Below are 18,754 nucleotides of genomic sequence, written 5' to 3'. Positions count from 1 at the left end.
CCCCGTCCAAAAGAAATAGCCGCTCGCGTCCGCTATTTGGTGGATGCGCCACCGTCCCGGCGCGCCTAGAGTGAGCGCATGCCTCCATTCGTGGGCGGAGGGATCGGGCATGGACAAGGAATCCAGGTCGGCGGGCGGCGGGTTCTCCTCGAGCGGCATCGTCGCGATCGTGATGCTCACCGCCGGCGTGCTGTTCATACGCGATGTGCCGCTGGAGACCACGCGGCTCCCGGTGAACGAACCGCGCATCCAGCAAGCCAGCGTGATGCAGGACGTCGATGCTCGCCTGTGGCAGGACCCTTTTGGCGCCATCGCCCGGGCGCGCGAGGAAGCCGCCAAGCGCGACGCCAAAAAGGCCGCCGAGGCCGACAAGCGCCACACGGCACGGGCGCTGCGCGAGGACATCGTCGCGCGCATGGCAACGAGCGGCCGCAAGGTGGAAGTGTTCGCCGTGATGCTGCCCGGCGGCCCCTACTCGGACAACATCGAGAGTCGTCGCCGCACCCGCTATGCCGTGCTCGCGGGCTTGAGCGCGAGCCGCCTCGCGCCGGTGGACAGCGAGCATCTGGGTTACTTCTTTCCCGTGGGCGTCGACGTCCCGCCAACGCCGGAGTTGCCGGAGATCGTGCCCTTCGAGTGGTTCGAGCCCGCCATCGACGGCACGCCCCGCAAGGGCGACGAGATCCAGCCGCTGATCCTCGTGATGTGGCTCGACGGCAATATCTTTGCCGGCGGGCCGCTGGGCCGGATCCGCGACCTGATCGCGCGCTTCGATCCGGTGAAGGTGAATTGGCGCGTGCTCGGGCCCAGCGGCTCGGACGAGCTTCGCAGCATGGTCGACGAGCTCCGCCAGCAGGGTGCGGACAAGGCGATCGGGAAGTCGTTCGCCAACCTGCCGCTGCGTTTTTATTCCGCATCCGCGACGGCGCCCGACGAGCGCATCTTCGCGAACCTGCCGGAGGCGGATCTCAAGTTGTCCTTGTCGGCCTACCTTGCGCAGAACAACGTGCACCTGGTGCGCACCATCGGCGACGACGACAAGCTGGCCAAGGCCCTGATCGACGAACTGAAATTGCGCGGCCTCACGGCGGGCACGGTGGCCTCGGGTGCCGCGTATGGCGAAGCGTGCGACAGGACCCATCCCAACGACGAAGGGCTCAGCCATATCGCCGTGATTGCCGAATGGGACACCCTGTACGGCCGCACGCTGCGCCGCGAATTCCGCGCGGGCAAGCAGGAAGAAGGCTTCTGCGTGAACCGGTTCACCTATGTGCGCGGCATCGATGGCCAACTCCCCGCGGGCAACGCGGATGGCGCTGCATCGAAGTCGTCCTCGGACAAGTCCGGCGCCGGCAATAAGGACGACAACCGCCGCCGCGACGGCACCTTCGTCGAAATTGCGGAAGGCCAAAGCCAGTTCGATTACCTGCGCCGCCTTTCGGTGCGCATGCGCGAACTCGACCGCCAGCTGCGAGAGTCGAGTTCCGACGGCAAGGGCCTGCGCGCCATCGGCGTGCTGGGTTCGGACGTGCACGACAAGCTGCTGGTGCTGCAGGCGCTGCAGCCGGAGTTTCCCAATGCGATGTTCTTCACCACCGACCTCGATGCGCGCTACCTGCATCCGCGCGAACGGGCTTGGACGCGCAACCTCATCGTGGGCTCGAACTTCGGCTTGCGACTGGGTGACCGCCTGCAGGCGGGCGTGCCGCCGTTTCGCGACAGCTACCAGACCTCGGCGTTTCTTTCGACAAGGATTGCGATGGACGACGCACGGCGCGCCCTCGTGCCGCACGATGCGTCGGCATCGGACGCGGCCGCGACACCGCAAGACAGCATCAACATGTGGTTCAAGCCGCCGCGGCTCTTTGAGATTGGGCGCACCACGGCTTTTGACTACAGCACGCCGACGCAAGAAGTGATGCCCTCAGTCGCGCCGACGGCAGGCCAGAAGGGCGCCCCGCGCCAGCCGTGCGAAGGGCCCCGGTGGGACGCCTGCGGCGGCATTCATCCATCGGCGTCGCCGGCCTATCCGCAGATGCGCTTCGCCACGATGGCCGCGCTGTTCTCGGCGCTCATCCTGCCCTTGTGGCTGCCGGTGATCACGAGCAGCCAGGCGGTGCGCAAGCGGCTGCGCAACTTCATGTTCGTCAGCGTGACAGGCGACAAGCGCGTCATGCGCTGGGTTGGGCTCATCGCATTGCTCTTCTTGCTGCATGTGGCGATTCCCATGGCGCTGGCGGCGAACTGGGAACGCTTTGCGCAATGGCTCACGGCCGGAGGCAAGCCCCTTGTCATGCTCGAAGGCATCAGCATCTGGCCGACCGAAGGCATTCGCATCCTGAGCCTGCTGCTGTGCCTCTACATGATCTTCAGTGGATGGTCGGCGCTGAGCGAGAACCTCGACGACATCATCCTGCGCTTCAGGCTGCGCAAGTCACGGCGACAACTGATCGAGGACCAGCGAAAGGCGGAGATCGGGCTGCCGTGGTGGAAGAAGGTCGCCAACATGTTCTCGTTCCGCTTCACGCAACCCGAGGGCGCGGGCAAGGTGGGCTGCGTCGGCACCTCGGGCACCATCATCTTCTGGCGCCGCTACATCGTGCAGAACCGCATCAGCGCGCGTGCCACGCGCACGACGGCGTGCGTGCTCATTGCGCTGTGCGTCAGCGGCGTGCTGTGGCTGGCGATGCGTGACGGCTGGTTCATTCCGCAGCGAGGCCCGCTCGTGCTTTCCATCCACCGATGGCTGCACGCGCTCATGATTCTCGCGATGTATTTCCTCGTTTTCTTCGTCGTGGACGCGACCGCCTTCTGCGTGAGCTTCGTGCACGGCCTGCGCGTGCACGGCGCCAACTGGCCCCGATCAACGGTCGAGAAGTTCGAGGACGACCTCCACGTGCCGCGCGCGTACCTGGACAACTGGATCGACCTGGAGTTCATCGCACTGCGCACGAAATGCGTGACGCGCTTGATCTACTTTCCCTTCATCGTGCTGTCGCTGTTCCTGTTGTCGCGCAGCGCGGCGTTCGATGACTGGTACATGCCGGCGACGGGGATCGTCTTGTCGGTGCTGGGGGCGTCGATTGCGTTGGCGTGTGCGGTGGCGCTGCGCTTTGCGGCGGAGAAGTCGCGGGAGCACGCGATGGATTTGCTGCGGGATGCGCTGGTGCGGGTGAGTGGAGATGTGAAGCCGAAGGCGGAGGAGGTGGCGGCTGGCGCCGCGCCAGTCGGGCAGTTCGACGATCCTGACGATGAGTCCGAAGAGCCTGACGAAGATCCCGGGAAGTGCGAGCATGTGCCGCCTCCGGAGCCGCCGAAGGCTGCGCAGCTTTCGCTGCTGCTCGCGCGAATGGACAGCCTGCATGAAGGCGCGTTTGCGCCGTTCTGGCAGCAGCCCTTGCTCAAGGCGGTGTTGTTGCCGTTTGCGACCTTGGGCGGGTCGACGTTGCTGGACTATCTGGCGCTGGTGAATGTCTAGCGCGGACGCATCAACCCGAAGCGATGCACGGTGGTGCTGGCAAACACCTGCCCCGGCACCAACACCGTCGAAGGAAACGAAGGCTGGTTCGGTGAATCCGGAAAGTGCTGCGTCTCCAGGCACAGCCCATCGCCCTGCCGCACGGCCTGGCCCGCGGAATTCACCAGCGTGCCATCCAGGAAGTTGCCTGAATAGAACTGCACGCCGGGCTCGGTCGTGAGCACGTCCATCGTGCGACCGGAAACAGGATCTTCCAGCCGCGCAGCGAAGTGCAGGGCCTTCGGGTCCGCTTCGTCGAGCACGAAGTTGTGGTCATACCCACGCCCGCGCAGCAACTGCACATGCGACTGCCGGATCCGCTCGCCGATGCGACGCGCTTCGCGAAAGTCAAAGGGCGTGCCTTCCACCGGCGCGATGCCTTCAGGAATCAGCGTGTCATCCACCGGGCAATAGCGGCTCGCGCCGATCGTCAGCATGTGATCCAACACATCCCCGCTGCCGCGCAGGTTGAAGTAGTCGTGATGCGTCAGGTTGACGATGGTCGACTGGTCGCAGGTCGCGTGGTAGTCGATGCGCCATTCGTTCTGTGCCGTCAACGTGTAGCGCACACGCGCATCGAGCCGGCCTGGGTAGCCGCCTTCGCCATCCTCGCTCGTGTAGCGCAACTCGATCGCCACGCTGCCGTCCGCGGCAATCGCCACCGGCTCGATGTCCCACCAGCGCTTGCCAAAGCCTTTGAAGCCACCGTGCAACGCGTTCCTGCCGTCGTTCACTTCCAACTGCACCTCGCGACCTTCAATCGAAAAGCGTCCGTGCGCAATGCGATTCCCATAGCGCCCCACGATGGTCCCGAAGTGCGGATTGCGCGTCTCGTAGTCCTGTAGCGATGCGCAGCCAAGCACGACATTGGCAAGCTGTCCATCGCGGTCCGGCACATGCAGCGCCGTCACGATGCCGCCCAGGTTGATCGCACTCAGGCGAATGCCGCTCGCGCCATGCAGCGTGAATTCGCGCACCAAGCGCCCATCGGCGAGCTGGCCCACATCGCGCTGTTCGATGCGCGCAAGCGCAAGGGTCAAGCCCAGCCTCCGTCCACGATGAAGTCCTGCGCCGTGCACATCGCGCTGTCGTCCGAAGCCAGGAACAGCGCCATGCTCGCGATGTGCTCGGCCATCAGCGGCTTGTTGATGCATTGCCCCTTGGCAATCTCTTCCTTCGAGTCTTCCTTGACCCACAGGCGCAACTGTTTCTCCGTCATGACCCAGCCGGGCACCAGCGTGTTGACGCGGATGTTCGACGGCCCGAGGTCGCGCGCCAGGCTGCGCGTGAGACCCTGCACCGCCGACTTGGCGGTCGTGTACACCGGCATGCCGCCCTGCTTGAGCATCCAGCTGATCGAGCCGAAGTTGATGATCGATCCGCCGCCCGCCGCGCGCATGTCTGGCGCCACCGCTTGCGCCGCAAAGAACTGGTGCCGGATGTTCACGGCAATGCCGGCGTCCCACGAAGCGATGGTCGTCTCTTCGATGGTGTGCCGCTTGTCGTTGGCGGCGTTGTTCAGGAGGATGCTGATCGGCCCGTTTTTTGCGCGTGCCGTTGCAACGGCGGCCTGCAGCGCCGGGATGTCGGTCAGGTCGGTGCGAATGAACAGCGGTGCATGGCGCGCACCGGCCAGCGATGTTGCAAGGGCCTGGCCCGCCGCGTCATCGATGTCGACAAAGGCGACGCGCGCACCCTGCGCAACAAAGCTCTCGACCAGCGTGGCGCCGATGCCAGTGGCGCCACCGGTGATCAGCACGCTGCGGTCGGAAAGGCTGGGATATTGTGCAGAAGCAGTCATGTGAATTCAGTGGTTGAAGCAAACGAAGATCAGGGTCAGGCCCCGTGCGGGAGCGCCCGCGGAACCAGCTTTGTGGGCCGCGGGGGAAGCGCCCCCTTGAGTGGGGATCCGGCGACACGAAGTGAGCAAGAAACGGGGGTGGGCAAGCTACCCGCCGAACAGGGCAGCAGGCACACCCGGGCTGTCGATGGTCACCGCAAACAAGGCACCCGCCAAGGGCTGTTCAGCGCGCTGCGTGGCATTGAGGCCGCTCCACGCACTGCTGATAAAAAGCGTGCGCAGGTCCGGCCCGCCAAATGCGACGTCGGTAATGTGCGCCGTCGGCAGCTTGATGCGGCACAACTCGCGCGCGCTCACCGGGTCATGGCAGGTCACGCACGAGCCGCCCCAGTGGGCGATCCACAGGCGGCCGGCGGCGTCGGTCGTCATGCCATCGGGATAGCCGTCCTCGCGCGTGAAGCGAAGCCACTCGCGTTTGTTCGACACAGTGCCGCGCGGCGCGTCGAAGTCCCAGGCGTAGACCCGTCCACGCGCCGTGTCGTTGAAATAGAAGGTGCCCTGGTCGGCAGACCAGGTCGGGCCGTTCGTGACGGGATACCCGGAGTCGTGTCGCGTGCAGCGGCCGTCGGCGTCGTAGCGGTACAGCGTGCCGGTGGGCTGCTCGCAGGCGCAATCCATCGTGCCGCCCCAATAGCGGCCGTAGCCGTCGCACTTGCCGTCGTTGAAGCGGTTGGTCGCGGGCTCCTCGGGCTGGTGAAGGTAGCGCGGTTTGGCGCCGCTGACGTCGGGGTCGAACAGCGCAAAGCCGCGGCGCAAGGTGATGAACAGACCCGGTGCATGCGCGCGTTCGGCCACAGCCGAGATTTCCTCATCGAAGCGCCAACTCGACTGCGCGCCGTCGGCCAAGCGCAGGCGATGCAACTGCTTGCCCAGAATGTCGACCCAGTAGAGCGACTGCTCGCGCTGCGACCAGAGGGTTCCTTCGCCAAGCTCCGCGCCGGCGGCCCACACGCAGCGGGGCGCATCGAGAACGGTGGGGATGGGCAAGGACGTGGATGCGGTCAAAGTGTGTCTCCTTCGCCAGGGTGCGCGGCTTTTGGCGGCGTTCTGGCGGGCCGATCCTATCAACGCCTACCCATACTGGAAAGACCTGAAAGCGGCATCGGTCGATCCCTGCATTGCAATGACTACTCGATTTCGAGCCGCGCGCCGTACACGTCCAGGCTCGCGGTCTTGAGCGCGCGCATCATCACCTTGGCCGCGGGCGACAGCAGGCGATCGGTGCGCGTGATGATGCCGAAGGCGTCCATGTGGCAGTTCATGGACACCGGCAGCAGCGACACGATGCCGTGCGCCGCGTAGTAGCGCGCCACGTCGGCCGCAAGGATGGCGACCATGTCGCTTTGCTGCAGCATGCGCGTGATGAAGAGCAGGGCGCTGGTCTCGATCAGGTTGATGGGTGGTGCCAGCCCTTCCTGCTGGAACATCAGGTCGAAGCGATGGCGCAGCACGCTGCCCGCGGGCGGCACGATCCAGCCGCTGCCGACCAGGTCGCGCAGCGTGAGCCCGGTCATGCCAAGCAGCGGATGGCCCGGCCGCACGAGTGCGCTCACGGGCTCTTCGGTCAGCGCTTCGTAGCGCAACTGGGTCTTGTCGTGCTCCGCAAAGAGGCGCGCGACCAGGATGTCGAGCTTGCCTTGCGCCAGGCGCTCCAGCAGCACCGGGCTCGTTTCGATTTCCAGCGAGACGCGCAGGCTCGGATGCTCGCGCTTGACCGCGGCCACGGCCGGCGGCAGCAACGACAGGCCCGGCGCGGTGATGCAGCCCACCGCCACCTGCCCGAAGCGGCCGGCCTTCAGTCCTTCGAGTTCGTCATGCGCCTGGTTCAGGCTGGCCAGCGCCACGCGCGCATGGCGGATCATGGTTTCGCCATACCAGGTGGGACGCATGCCCCGCGGCAAGCGCTCGAACAGCGAGACCTCCAGTACGTCTTCCAGATCCTTCAGCAGTTTGGAGGCGGCCGGCTGCGTCATGTTGAGCACCTGGGCCGCGCGGTGGATGTTGCCCTCTTCCGCGAGGGCGACGAGCAACAGCAATTGCCTCGTCTTGAGCCGTGCACGGATGAACCAGTGCGTGTAGTTGGTCATAGGGTTATCGTGAATCCACCTTCTGATATCGATTCGACCCAAATATTCATTAGAAAGCTATCGGTAACATTCCTACACTCGCGACACTTTGAAGCGAAGTGACCTCCAGTACAACGCCAGGCAGTACATCAACGGCCGTTGGGAAACGGGCGTCACGACGGGCATCAGCCGAAACCCGTCGGATACGGGCGAGGTCGTTGCCGAATATGCGCGGGCCGATCGCAACCAGGCCGAGCGTGCCATCCGCGCTGCCGTGGATGCTTTTCCCTCATGGAGCCACACCACGCCGCAGCGCCGCGCGGATGCGCTCGACCAGATCGGCAGCGAGATCTTGGCGCGCAAGGATGAACTGGGGCTGCTGCTCGCACGCGAAGAGGGCAAGACCTTGCCTGAAGCGGTGGCCGAAGCTGCGCGTGCGGGGCAGATCTTCAAGTTCTTCGCGGGCGAGGCCTTGCGTGCGGCGGGCGAGACCATGGCCTCGGTGCGGCCCGGCGTGCAGGTGGACGTCACGCGCGAGCCCATCGGTGTGGTCGGGCTCATCACGCCGTGGAACTTTCCCTTTGCCATCCCGGCCTGGAAGATTGCGCCGGCGCTGGCCCATGGCAACAGCGTCGTGTTCAAGCCGGCCGAACTGGTGCCGGCTTGCGGCTGGGCGCTGGCCGAGATCATCAGCCGCGCAGCCCTGCCAGCGGGGGCGTTCAATCTCGTCATGGGCAGCGGGCGCGAAGTGGGCCAGACGCTGGTCGACAGCGCCTGGGTCGATGCCTTGAGTTTTACCGGCTCGGTCGCCACGGGTGAGCGCATTCTTCAGTCGGCGTCGGCGCGGCGGGCCAAGGTGCAGCTGGAGATGGGCGGCAAGAACCCGCTCGTGGTGATGGCCGACGCCGACTTGGACCGTGCCGTGGATTGCGCGGTGCAGGGCGCGTATTTTTCGACGGGCCAACGCTGCACGGCGTCCAGCCGCATCATCGTCGAGGCACCGGTGCACGACGTTTTCGTGGCGCGCCTGCGACAGCGCGTGGCCACGCTGAAAGTCGGGCATGCGCTCGAACATGGCATCGAGATGGGCCCGGTGGTCGATGCGGCGCAGCTCGAACAGAACCTGGCCTATGTGCAGATCGCACGCGAAGAAGGCGCCGAGCATGTGTGGGGCGGCGAAGCGCTCAAGCGATCGAGCACGGGCCACTACATGAGTCCGGCACTGTTCCTGGCGCAGCCCGAGCACCGGGTGGCACGTGAAGAAATATTTGGGCCAGTGGCCTGCGTGTTGCGCGCCGCCGACTACGAGCACGCGCTTGCGCTGGCCAACGACACGCCTTTCGGTTTGTGCGCCGGCATCTGCACGCGGTCATTGCAGCACGCAACACATTTCCGCCGCCATGCCAAGGTAGGGATGACGATGGTCAACCTGCCGACGGCCGGCGTGGATTACCACGTACCCTTCGGCGGCCGAAAGGCATCGAGCTACGGCCCGCGCGAGCAGGGCCGCCATGCGGCCGAGTTCTACACCACGCTCAAGACCAGCTACCTGCAGGCCTGACGACGATTTTTTCCCGACGTTCCTTTACTTACTCAAACCATAGGAGACCATCATGAATCTGAATCGTCGCACCCTTACCGCCGCCCTTGCAGCGGCATCCGTCACCGGTGTGCTGCCGCTGTCGGCCTTCGCGCAGAAGAAGATCGTGCTGGGCTTCGCACAGGTCGGCGCGGAAAGCGAATGGCGCACTGCCAATACCGAGTCGATCAAGTCGGCCGCGGCGGAATCAGGCATCGAGCTGAAGTTCTCCGACGCGCAGCAAAAGCAGGAAAACCAGATCAAGGCCATCCGCTCGTACATCGCGCAGAAGGTGGACGTCATCGCCTTCTCACCCGTGGTCGAAACGGGTTTTGAAACCGTGCTGCGCGAAGCCAAGGCCGCCAAGATCCCGGTCGTGCTCACGGACCGCTCGGTCAACGTCAAGGACGACACGCTCTACGTCACCTTCATGGGCTCGGACTTCACCGAAGAAGGCCGCAAGGCCGGCCGCTGGCTGGTCGAGAAGATGAAGGACAACAAGGGCCCGATCAACATCGTCGAGCTGCAAGGCACGGTGGGATCGGCACCGGCCATCGACCGCAAGAAGGGCTTTGAAGAAATCATCAAGGCCGACCCGAAGTTCAAGATCACCCGCTCGCAGACCGGCGACTTCACCCGTGCCAAGGGCAAGGAAGTGATGGAAGCCTTCCTGAAGGCCGACAAGAACATCAATGTCCTGTACGCGCACAACGACGACATGGCCATCGGCGCGATCCAGGCGATCGAGGAAGCGGGCCTCAAGCCGGCCAAGGACATCGTCATCATTTCGATCGACGCCGTGAAGGGCGCCTTCGAAGCCATGATGGCGGGCAAGCTGAACGTGTCGGTCGAATGCAGCCCGCTGCTGGGCCCGCAACTGATGAGCGCGGTGAAGGACATCCAGGAAGGCAAGCCGCTGCCCAAGCGCATCGTGACGAAGGAAGGCATCTTCCCGATGGAAGTGGCCGCTGCCGAATTCCCGAAGCGCAAATATTGAGACACGGCCTCCGCGGCACGTCGTGCCGTTGCGCCATGAAAGCTCCGCGGTGTCGCAAAGACGGCTCCGCGGTGTTCCTCCCACAAGACTTCGCGCCCACAATCAATACACAACACACCCAAGGAGACTCTTGACATGAAACGCCTCTTCCTCAAAACCCTGGTCGCCGGCATTGCTGCTTCCGGACTCATCGGCTTCGCCTCGCTCGCACAGGCGCAGGACAAGGGGCTGGTCGCGGTCTCCATGCCGACCAAGTCGTCGGCACGCTGGATCGCCGATGGCGACAACATGGTCAAGTCGCTCAAGGAAAAGGGCTACAAGGCCGACCTGCAGTACGCGGACGACGACATCCCCAACCAGCTCGCGCAGATCGAGAACATGGTGACCAAGGGACCGAAGGTGCTGGTCATTGCCGCGATCGACGGCACGACGCTCTCGGACGTGCTGCAGAAGGCGGCGGACAAGGGCATCAAGGTCATCGCCTATGACCGCCTCATCAAGGGCTCGAAGAACGTCGACTACTACGCGACCTTCGACAACTTCCAGGTGGGCGTGCTGCAGGCGCAGTCCATCGAGAAGTCGCTCAAGCTGAAGGAAGCCAAGGGCCCCTTCAACATTGAACTCTTCGGCGGTTCGCCGGACGACAACAACGCCTTCTTCTTCTACAACGGCGCGATGTCGGTGCTCAAGCCCTACATCGACAGCGGCAAGCTGGTGGTGCGCAGCAAGCAGATGGGCATGGAAAAGGTCGGCACGCTGCGCTGGGACGGCGCTGTGGCGCAGGCGCGCATGGACAACCTGCTGTCGGCCTACTACACCAAGGACCGCGTGGACGCGGTGCTGTCGCCGTATGACGGCCTGTCGATCGGCATCCTGTCGTCGCTCAAGGGCGTGGGCTATGGTTCGGCGTCGCAGCCGATGCCGGTGGTGACGGGCCAGGACGCGGAAGTGCCCTCGGTCAAGTCGATGCTGCGCAAGGAACAGACTTCCACCATCTTCAAGGACACGCGTGAACTCGCCAAGGTCACCGTTGCCATGGTCGACGCCATGATGGCCGGCAAGGCGCCGGAAGTGAACGACACCAAGACCTACAACAACGGCGTGAAGGTGGTGCCGTCTTACCTGCTCAAGCCGGTGAGCGTGGACATCACCAACTGGAAGCCGGTGCTGATCGACAGCGGCTACTACAAGGAAAGCCAGGTCAAGTAATGGCCGGACAGGGAGACACGATCCTGGAGATGCGCGGGATCACCAAAACATTTCCAGGCGTCAACGCACTGGACAACGTCAACCTCGCCGTGCGCGCCGGCGAAATCCATGCGGTGGTGGGCGAGAACGGTGCGGGCAAGTCGACGCTGATGAAAGTGCTCAGCGGCGTCTACCCCGCCGGCTCGTACACCGGCGACATCCACTACGACGGCGAGGTTCGCCGTTTCCGGGACATCGGCGAGAGCGAGAAGCTCGGCATCATCATCATTCACCAGGAGCTGGCCCTTGTGCCACTCCTGTCGATTGCCGAGAACATCTTCCTGGGCAACGAGCGCGCGAAGGGCGGGGTTATCGACTGGATCGAGGCTTTCAACCAGACGCGCACGCTGCTTGCCAAGGTGGGCCTAAAAGAGGCGCCGACCACGCTGGTGACGCATCTGGGCGTGGGCAAGCAACAGTTGGTCGAGATCGCCAAGGCGCTGTCGAAGGACGTGAAGCTGCTCATCCTGGACGAGCCCACCGCCAGCCTGAACGAGAGCGACAGCGACGCCTTGCTGGCATTGCTGCTCGAACTCAAGGCGCAAGGCATCTCGTCGATCCTGATCTCGCACAAGCTCAACGAGATTTCCAAGGTGGCGGACTCGATCACGGTGCTGCGCGATGGCGCCACCGTCGAGACCATGGACTGCCGCGGCATCGCCATCAGCGAAGACCGCATCATCCGCGGCATGGTGGGGCGCGACATGGCGCACCGCTATCCGCAGCGCACGCCGAAGATCGGCGAAGTCATCTTCGAAGTGCGCGACTGGAAGGTGCACCACGCGCAGCACGCCGACCGCGAGGTGGTGAAGAACGTGAGCCTGAACGTGCGGCGCGGCGAGATCGTCGGCATCGCAGGGCTCATGGGCGCGGGGCGCACCGAGTTCGCCATGAGCGTGTTCGGCCGGTCGTACGGCCAGCGCATCAGCGGCAGCGCCTTCATGCATGGCAAGCCGATCGACATCAGCTCGATCAGCAAGGCGATTGCGCACGGCATTGCCTACGTCACCGAAGACCGCAAGGGCTACGGCCTGGTGCTGGACGAGGAGATCCGCAAGAACATCAGCCTGGCCAATCTGCCGGCAGTGTCGGAGGCGGGCATCGTGGACGTGGGCCGCGAGTTCAAGGTGGCCAACGACTACCGCAAGGCGCTCAACATCCGCTGTTCGGGCGTGGCGCAGCACACGGTGGACCTGTCGGGCGGTAACCAGCAAAAGGTGGTGCTGAGCAAATGGCTCTTCGCCAAGCCCGAACTGCTGATCCTCGACGAGCCCACGCGCGGCATCGACGTCGGGGCGAAATACGAGATTTACACGATCGTCGATCAGTTGGCGAGCGAAGGAAAGAGTATCTTGATGATTTCGTCGGAACTGCCGGAACTGCTCGGCATGTGCGATCGCATCTACGTGATGAACGAAGGGCGATTCGTCGCCGAGATGCCGGTGGCCGAGGCATCGCAGGAGCGCATCATGCGTGTCATCGTCAACTCGGGGAGCAGCGTCCATGGCGAATGATGTGAAAGCCGTCCAGGCACCCGTGCTGCCGGCCAAGGTCGCCGCGGAAGAACACAAGGGATTCATCAAGAGCAACCTGCGCGAATACGGCATGCTGATCTCGCTGGTCGCGATCATGGTGCTGTTCCAGGTGCTGACCGACGGCACGCTGATGCGGCCGCTCAACCTCACCAACCTGGTCTTGCAGAACAGCTACATCGTGATCATGGCGCTGGGCATGCTGCTGGTGATCGTGGCGGGGCACATCGACCTGTCGGTGGGCTCGGTGTGCGGCTTCATAGGGGCGCTGGCTGCGGTGTTGATGGTCGAGTACAACTGGCCGTACCTGCCGACGGGCCTCGTCTGCATTGCGGCGGGCGCGGTGATCGGCGCGGCGCAAGGGTGGTTCGTGGCGTACTTCCGCATACCGTCATTCATCGTCACGCTGGCGGGCATGCTGGTGTTCAAGGGGTTGGCGCTGGCCTTGCTGGCGGGGCAGTCGGTGGGGCCGTTTCCGGTGGAGTTCCAGAAGCTGAGTTCGGGCTTCATTCCCGATCCCTTCGGCGGTGAAGGCATGCGCGTCGCCTCTTTGGCGCTGGGCGCGATTGCTGCGGCGGCGCTGGTGTTCTTCAAGATGCGCGGCCGGGCCAAGCTCGCGAAGTACGGCATGGAGGATGAGCCCTTTCCCTTCTTCCTCGTCAAGAACCTGTTCTTCGCGGGCGTCATCATCTACTTCTGCTACCTGCTGGCGACTTACAAGGGCCTGCCGAACGTGCTGATCGTGATGGCGGTGCTCATCATTGCCTACGACTTCGTCACGAACCGCACGACCATCGGCCGACGCATCTACGCGCTGGGCGGCAATGAGAAAGCGGCGCGTTTGTCGGGCATCCACACGCAGAAGCTTGCCTTCCTGACTTTCGTGAACATGGGCGCGCTGGCGGCGCTGGCCGGCCTGGTGTTCGCGGCGCGGTTGAACACGGCGACGCCCAAGGCGGGGCTGGGTTTTGAACTGGACGTGATCGCGGCCTGCTTCATCGGTGGCGCGTCGGCGTCGGGTGGCGTGGGCAAGGTCATGGGCGCGGTGATTGGCGCTTTCATCATGGGTGTGATGAACAACGGCATGTCGATCCTGGGCATCGGCATCGACTACCAGCAGGTGATCAAGGGGCTGGTGCTGCTGGCGGCTGTGTTCGTCGACGTCTACAACAAGAACAAATGAGCGCGGCAGTCGATCCGGGTCGGGGCGTCGCGGTCGGCGATGACGCCCGGATTGCGCTGCATCTGCGCGGCATTCACAAGCAGTTCAGCGGCGTGGCTGCGCTCAAGGGCGTGGACCTGTGCCTCCGCGCAGGAGAGATCCACGCGTTGATGGGGCAGAACGGCGCGGGCAAGTCGACGCTCATCAAGGTGCTCACGGGCGTCTACACCATCGACGGCGGCGACATGCAACTGGGTGGCGAGGCGATCCGGCCGGCGTCGCCGCTGGAGGCACAGAAGCTCGGCATCAGCACGGTGTACCAGGAGGTGAACCTGTGCCCGAACCTGTCGGTGGCGGAGAACATCTTCTCGGGCCGCTATCCGCGCCGAGGTGCCTTGCAGGGGTTTCGCATCGACTGGGCTTCCGTCAATCGAAGGGCGCGTGAGTTGCTGGCGCGGCTGGACGTGGACATCGATGTCACGCAACTGCTGTCGAGCTATCCCGTGGCCGTGCAGCAGATGGTGGCCATTGCGCGTGCGCTGGGTGTGTCGTCGCGCGTGCTGATCCTGGACGAGCCGACTTCCAGTCTTGATGAAGACGAAGTGCAGAAATTGTTTGGGGTGCTGCGGCGCTTGCGCGGCGAGGGGCTGGCGATTCTGTTTGTCACGCATTTCCTGAACCAGGTGTATGCGGTGTCGGACCGCATCACGGTGCTGCGCAATGGCAGCTGGGTCGGTGAATGGCCAGCCGCCGAGCTGGGCCCGCAGGCGCTGATTTCGGCGATGGTGGGGCGTGAATTCGACATGCAGGCCGGCGCGGCGGCCAACCTGCCGCTGGTGCCGGACAACGCTGCCGTCGTGCTGCAGGCCGAGCAGGTTGCGCAGACGGGTCAGCTTCTGCCAGTCGATCTGCAGATGCGCGCAGGCGAGGTGGTCGGACTGGCCGGTTTGCTGGGGTCCGGACGCACCGAAGTTGCCCGGCTCCTGTTCGGCTTGGCGAAGCCTGACGGCGGCACGCTGCGCGTTGATGGCGAGCCCGTCAACTTCACAAGCCCCGCCGACGCGGTGCGCCGCGGCTTTGCCATGTGCCCCGAGGAGCGCAAGACCGACGGCATCGTCGCCGAGCTTTCGCTGCGCGAGAACGTTGCACTGGCGCTTCAGGCCAGCCTCGGATTGCGGCGCAACCTCTCGCGCGCCGAGCAGACCGCGCTGGCCGAGAAGTTCGTCAAGGCGCTGGGCATCAAGACCGCGAGCGTCGAAACGCCCATTGGCTTGCTTTCGGGCGGCAACCAGCAAAAGGCGATGCTCGCACGCTGGCTCGCAACGAATCCGCGACTGTTGCTGCTCGACGAGCCCACACGCGGCATCGACGTCGCAGCGAAGCAGGAAATCATGGACGAGATCCTTCGGCTGGCGGAGGGCGGCATGTCGGTGCTCTTCATCTCCTCCGAAATGAACGAAGTGGTGCGCGTGTCGCACCGCATTGCCGTGCTGCGCGACCGGCGCAAGGTGGGCGAGCTGCCGGCCGGCAGTTCCGAGGACGCGGTGTACGAACTGATTGCAGCGCAGACATGAGCGACTCCCTCAAGCGCTGGTCGCAGCACCGGCTGATGTGGCCGGTGGTCACGCTCATTCTGCTGCTGGCAATGAACGCGGCTTTCAATCCTTCGTTCCTGCACATCGAGTGGCGCGACGGGCATTTGTATGGAAGCCTGATCGACATCCTGAACCGCGCGGCGCCGCTGATCCTCGTGTCGCTGGGCATGACGCTCGTGATCGCGACGCGGGGCATCGACATTTCTGTGGGTGCCGTGGTGGCGATTGCCGCGGCGCTCGCGGCCTACATGATTGGTGGATCGCTGGTGGTGAAGGCGGGCGTGAGCGAGCAGGTCAGCCGCTTTCCGATGTGGCTCGCCGTGGTGGCCGCACTGGCGGTGGCTCTCGTGTGCGGACTGTGGAACGGTTTGCTGGTCGCGCGCGTGGGCATGCAGCCCATCATCGCGACGCTGATCCTGATGGTGGCCGGGCGCGGCATTGCGCAGCTCATCACCAGCGGGCAGATCATCACGATCTACTACCAACCTTATTTCTTCATCGGCAGCGGCTACCTGGCGGGGTTGCCGTTTTCGCTGTTCATCGCGGCGGCCGTGTTCATTGCGCTATACCTTGCGATCACGCGGACATCGCTGGGGCTGTTCATCCAGGCGGTCGGGATCAATCCTTCGGCGGCGCACATGGCGGGCGTGCGCGCCAAGCGGCTTATCGTGTGCTGCTACATGTTCTGCGGCTTTTGCGCGGGCGTGGCGGGGCTCATCATCAGCTCGAACGTGAAGAGCGCCGACGGCAACAACGCAGGCGCGCTGCTCGAACTCGATGCCATCCTGGCGGTGACGCTGGGCGGTACGGCGCTCACCGGTGGGCGCTTCAGCCTGGTCGGGAGCGTCATCGGGGCGCTCATCATCCAGACGCTGACGTATGCCATTTATTCGCTGGGCGTACCGCCTGAAATCAACCTGGTGGTGAAAGCCGTGGTGGTGTTTGTCGTCATGCTGTTGCAGTCGCCTGAGTTCCGTGCGGAGATTCGCAGCCTGGTGATTCGCGCGCCGCGTGGTGAGGTGGCGCGATGAGCGCCGTTGCGCCGCCGACTGCAGCGCCCGCGGCCACGGTCAAGACGCCAGCGCGGGTGCACAAGCCGGCGCGCTTGCAGCCGCGCTACCTTCCGCTCGCCGCCACCATCTCGCTCTTCGTGCTCATGGGCACGCTGGGCTCGGTGTTCTACAACGGCTTCTTCTCGCTTCAGGTCTTCCTCAATCTGCTGATCGACAACGCCTTCCTGTGCGTGGTCGCGGTCGGCATGACCTTCGTCATTCTCTCGGGTGGCATCGACCTGTCGGTAGGCTCGGTGATCGCGCTCACCACGATGGTGTCGGCTTCGCTGGTGGAGAAGCACGGATTCAGCCCGCTGGCCGTCATTCCGCTGGTGCTGGCCATGGGCACCGTGTTCGGCGCGTTCATGGGCTTCCTGATCGAGCGCTTCCGGCTCCAGCCCTTCATCGTCACGCTGGCCGGCATGTTCCTGGCGCGCGGGCTGTGCTACGTGATCAGCATCGATTCGATCAGCATCACGAACGAGTGGTACTCGGATGTGTCGCAGATCCGGATCCCGGTGGGCTTTGATGCGTCGCTGTCGATCAGCGCGGTGATTGCGCTGGTGGTGGTGGCCATCGCGGTCTTCGTGGCGAACTACACGCCATTTGGGCGCGCCGTCTATGCCATCGGCGGCAGCGAGAACTCCGCGCTGTTGATGGGCTTGCCGGTGCGCTCCACCGTCATCGGCGTGTACACGCTGTCGGGCTTTTGCTCCGCGCTGGGCGGCGTGATCTTTACCTTCTACATGCTGTCGGGCTACGGCCTGCATGCGGTCGGCTTGGAGCTGGATGCCATCGCGGCCGTGGTCATCGGCGGCACGCTGTTGAGCGGCGGCGTCGGCTACGTCGTCGGCACGCTGTTCGGTGTGATGATGCTCGGCATCATCCAGACGCTCATCGCCTTCGACGGCACGCTGAGTTCGTGGTGGACGCGGATCGTGGTGGGCGCGCTGCTCTTCGTCTTCTGCCTGTTGCAGAGGCTCTTCAGCGCGCGGTCCGCGTCAAGAAGCTGATCCGGCCTGCGGGTGCGATGTTCGCACCCGCGGCGCATATTCAGATCATTGCGCCGGTACGACGATCACCGTGGCCGGCGCTGGCACGATCACCGGCGGTGGGGGCATCGGCCTTGGCATCGGCGCCACGGTCGGCGTCAACGGGATGGGCGACGCCGCAGGCAGCGGAGTTGCCGCCACGGGGACTGGCGTTACCGTCTCGCGAATGGCGCCACCGCCGAGTACGCTCCCATCAATTGCCGTGACACCGGTGCCGCGTACGCGGTCCTGGCAGGCGCGCTGGTCTTCAGCCGGCTGGTTCTGGCAACGTGCCAGCGCGTTTTGAAGCGCTGAATCGGGGGAAGGCGTCGTCAATGCGCCCGTCTGTGCAGCCTGTCGGGCGGCGCCGCCTTCGCGGATGCAGGCGGCACGGTCTTGCATCACGCCATCACACACGGCACGCTGGTAGCTCGTGGGTCCTGCCGCCATCGCGCCGGAGGCAGCGAAGCTGCTGCCGAGGGCCAGCAGGGCAGAGCAGACGATTCGGGTTGCTTTCATGGTTCACTCCTTGTGATTGGCGCGCGCACTGCTGCGACGCGCTGAAAATCAGTGTGAACAGGGCTTCAGCAGCCCGGTGTGGGACGGGGGTGGCGGGCCGCCGTGCCTGCAGGTGCCGAATCGCTGTCGGACGAATCCGGCACAAGACACTACGAACGCGCCATCCGTTCGATCTGATTTTTTCGCTCTTCGGCAGCTAGTTTGAAAGCTTCGGCATATCCATAGCGTGCGACCGAGAAGGCCTTTGCGACGGTCTGCCGGTTGACGGTGGTTTGCGCCTTCCAATACGGCCTGCCCTTGCCGTCGTGCCAATAGAAGACGCCCGGAACGCCGGACGTGTTGGCGACCGTCACCATCTGCATGCGTTCGCTTTGCGGCATCGTGGGGTGTTGGGCGCGCATTGCATTTCGCCATTCAATCGCAGCCTTCAACGCTGCACGCTTGCCGCCGAGTTTGGTGTCCGCAAAGCTTTGGTGCAACTGGACACCGCTGCCCTGGATGGTCGCAAGCCAACGTGCCTCGTCTTCTACGCGATAGATGTTCAGCTTGTTTGTTGGTGCTCTGGGTGGACCTGACATGGTTCTACGATCGATTG

15 protein-coding genes are annotated in these 18,754 nt (G+C 64.4%); 9 read left to right on the top strand and 6 right to left on the bottom strand.

Features of this window, described 5'->3' with window-relative positions:
* Positions 1-43: 43 nt before the first annotated feature.
* Complete coding sequence (locus QTI66_RS20410; RefSeq protein WP_286561685.1) at positions 44-3,478, top strand: hypothetical protein; 3,435 nt, start codon at positions 44-46, stop codon at positions 3,476-3,478.
* Here QTI66_RS20410 and QTI66_RS20405 read toward each other — a convergent pair.
* The 4 genes from QTI66_RS20405 to QTI66_RS20390 form a co-directional block, all read right to left on the bottom strand.
* Positions 3,475-4,557: an aldose epimerase family protein gene (locus tag QTI66_RS20405; protein WP_286561684.1), complete on the bottom strand. Its 1,083-nt coding sequence runs from the start codon at positions 4,555-4,557 to the stop codon at positions 3,475-3,477. The two genes, QTI66_RS20410 and QTI66_RS20405, sit on opposite strands and share 4 nt — an antisense overlap.
* Positions 4,554-5,318 carry an SDR family NAD(P)-dependent oxidoreductase gene (locus QTI66_RS20400; RefSeq protein WP_286561683.1) on the bottom strand — a complete coding sequence of 255 codons (765 nt, stop codon included), beginning with the start codon at positions 5,316-5,318 and terminating at the stop codon, positions 4,554-4,556. The genes QTI66_RS20405 and QTI66_RS20400 overlap by 4 nt, the downstream gene beginning before the upstream one ends.
* Positions 5,319-5,465: 147 nt before the next feature.
* Positions 5,466-6,383: an SMP-30/gluconolactonase/LRE family protein gene (locus tag QTI66_RS20395; RefSeq protein WP_286561682.1), complete on the bottom strand. Its 918-nt coding sequence runs from the start codon at positions 6,381-6,383 to the stop codon at positions 5,466-5,468.
* Between the two features lie 122 nt (positions 6,384-6,505).
* Complete coding sequence (locus QTI66_RS20390) at positions 6,506-7,465, bottom strand: LysR family transcriptional regulator (protein ID WP_286561681.1); 960 nt, start codon at positions 7,463-7,465, stop codon at positions 6,506-6,508.
* Between the two features lie 88 nt (positions 7,466-7,553).
* Between QTI66_RS20390 and QTI66_RS20385 the strand changes: the two genes are divergently transcribed.
* From QTI66_RS20385 to yjfF, 8 genes are all read left to right on the top strand, one after another.
* Positions 7,554-9,005 carry an aldehyde dehydrogenase family protein gene (locus QTI66_RS20385; protein WP_286561680.1) on the top strand — a complete coding sequence of 484 codons (1,452 nt, stop codon included), beginning with the start codon at positions 7,554-7,556 and terminating at the stop codon, positions 9,003-9,005.
* A 52-nt stretch (positions 9,006-9,057) separates the two neighbouring features.
* Positions 9,058-10,020: an ABC transporter substrate-binding protein gene (locus QTI66_RS20380; protein WP_286561679.1), complete on the top strand. Its 963-nt coding sequence runs from the start codon at positions 9,058-9,060 to the stop codon at positions 10,018-10,020.
* Positions 10,021-10,155: 135 nt separating this feature from the next.
* Complete coding sequence (gene chvE, locus QTI66_RS20375; protein WP_286561678.1) at positions 10,156-11,229, top strand: multiple monosaccharide ABC transporter substrate-binding protein; 1,074 nt, start codon at positions 10,156-10,158, stop codon at positions 11,227-11,229.
* Positions 11,229-12,782: a multiple monosaccharide ABC transporter ATP-binding protein gene (gene mmsA, locus QTI66_RS20370; protein ID WP_286561677.1), complete on the top strand. Its 1,554-nt coding sequence runs from the start codon at positions 11,229-11,231 to the stop codon at positions 12,780-12,782. The genes chvE and mmsA overlap by 1 nt, the downstream gene beginning before the upstream one ends.
* A complete protein-coding gene (gene mmsB / locus QTI66_RS20365) occupies positions 12,772-13,983 on the top strand; it encodes a multiple monosaccharide ABC transporter permease (RefSeq protein WP_286561676.1) in 1,212 nt (403 codons plus the stop codon). Before mmsA ends, mmsB begins: the two co-directional genes overlap by 11 nt.
* Positions 13,980-15,536, top strand: coding sequence for a sugar ABC transporter ATP-binding protein (locus QTI66_RS20360; protein WP_286561675.1), 1,557 nt, complete (start codon positions 13,980-13,982; stop codon positions 15,534-15,536). Before mmsB ends, QTI66_RS20360 begins: the two co-directional genes overlap by 4 nt.
* Positions 15,533-16,588 carry an ABC transporter permease gene (locus tag QTI66_RS20355; protein ID WP_286561674.1) on the top strand — a complete coding sequence of 352 codons (1,056 nt, stop codon included), beginning with the start codon at positions 15,533-15,535 and terminating at the stop codon, positions 16,586-16,588. Before QTI66_RS20360 ends, QTI66_RS20355 begins: the two co-directional genes overlap by 4 nt.
* Complete coding sequence (gene yjfF / locus QTI66_RS20350; RefSeq protein ID WP_286561673.1) at positions 16,585-17,622, top strand: galactofuranose ABC transporter, permease protein YjfF; 1,038 nt, start codon at positions 16,585-16,587, stop codon at positions 17,620-17,622. The genes QTI66_RS20355 and yjfF overlap by 4 nt, the downstream gene beginning before the upstream one ends.
* Before the next feature lie 45 nt (positions 17,623-17,667).
* Here yjfF and QTI66_RS20345 read toward each other — a convergent pair whose 3' ends face one another.
* Both QTI66_RS20345 and QTI66_RS20340 read right to left on the bottom strand, forming a co-directional pair.
* Positions 17,668-18,159 carry a hypothetical protein gene (locus QTI66_RS20345; protein ID WP_286561672.1) on the bottom strand — a complete coding sequence of 164 codons (492 nt, stop codon included), beginning with the start codon at positions 18,157-18,159 and terminating at the stop codon, positions 17,668-17,670.
* A 149-nt stretch (positions 18,160-18,308) separates the two neighbouring features.
* The gene (locus QTI66_RS20340) at positions 18,309-18,737 is read right to left on the bottom strand and encodes an AP2/ERF family transcription factor (RefSeq protein WP_286561671.1); all 429 of its coding nucleotides are present in this window, start codon (positions 18,735-18,737) and stop codon (positions 18,309-18,311) included.
* Positions 18,738-18,754 lie beyond the last annotated feature (17 nt).

The sequence above is a fragment of the Variovorax brevis genome, assembly GCF_030317105.1.
Classification (GTDB): Bacteria; Pseudomonadota; Gammaproteobacteria; order Burkholderiales; family Burkholderiaceae_C; genus Variovorax; species Variovorax brevis.
The sequence above is the reverse complement of the archived record's forward strand: the minus strand, read 5'-3'. Positions and strand labels throughout refer to the sequence as shown.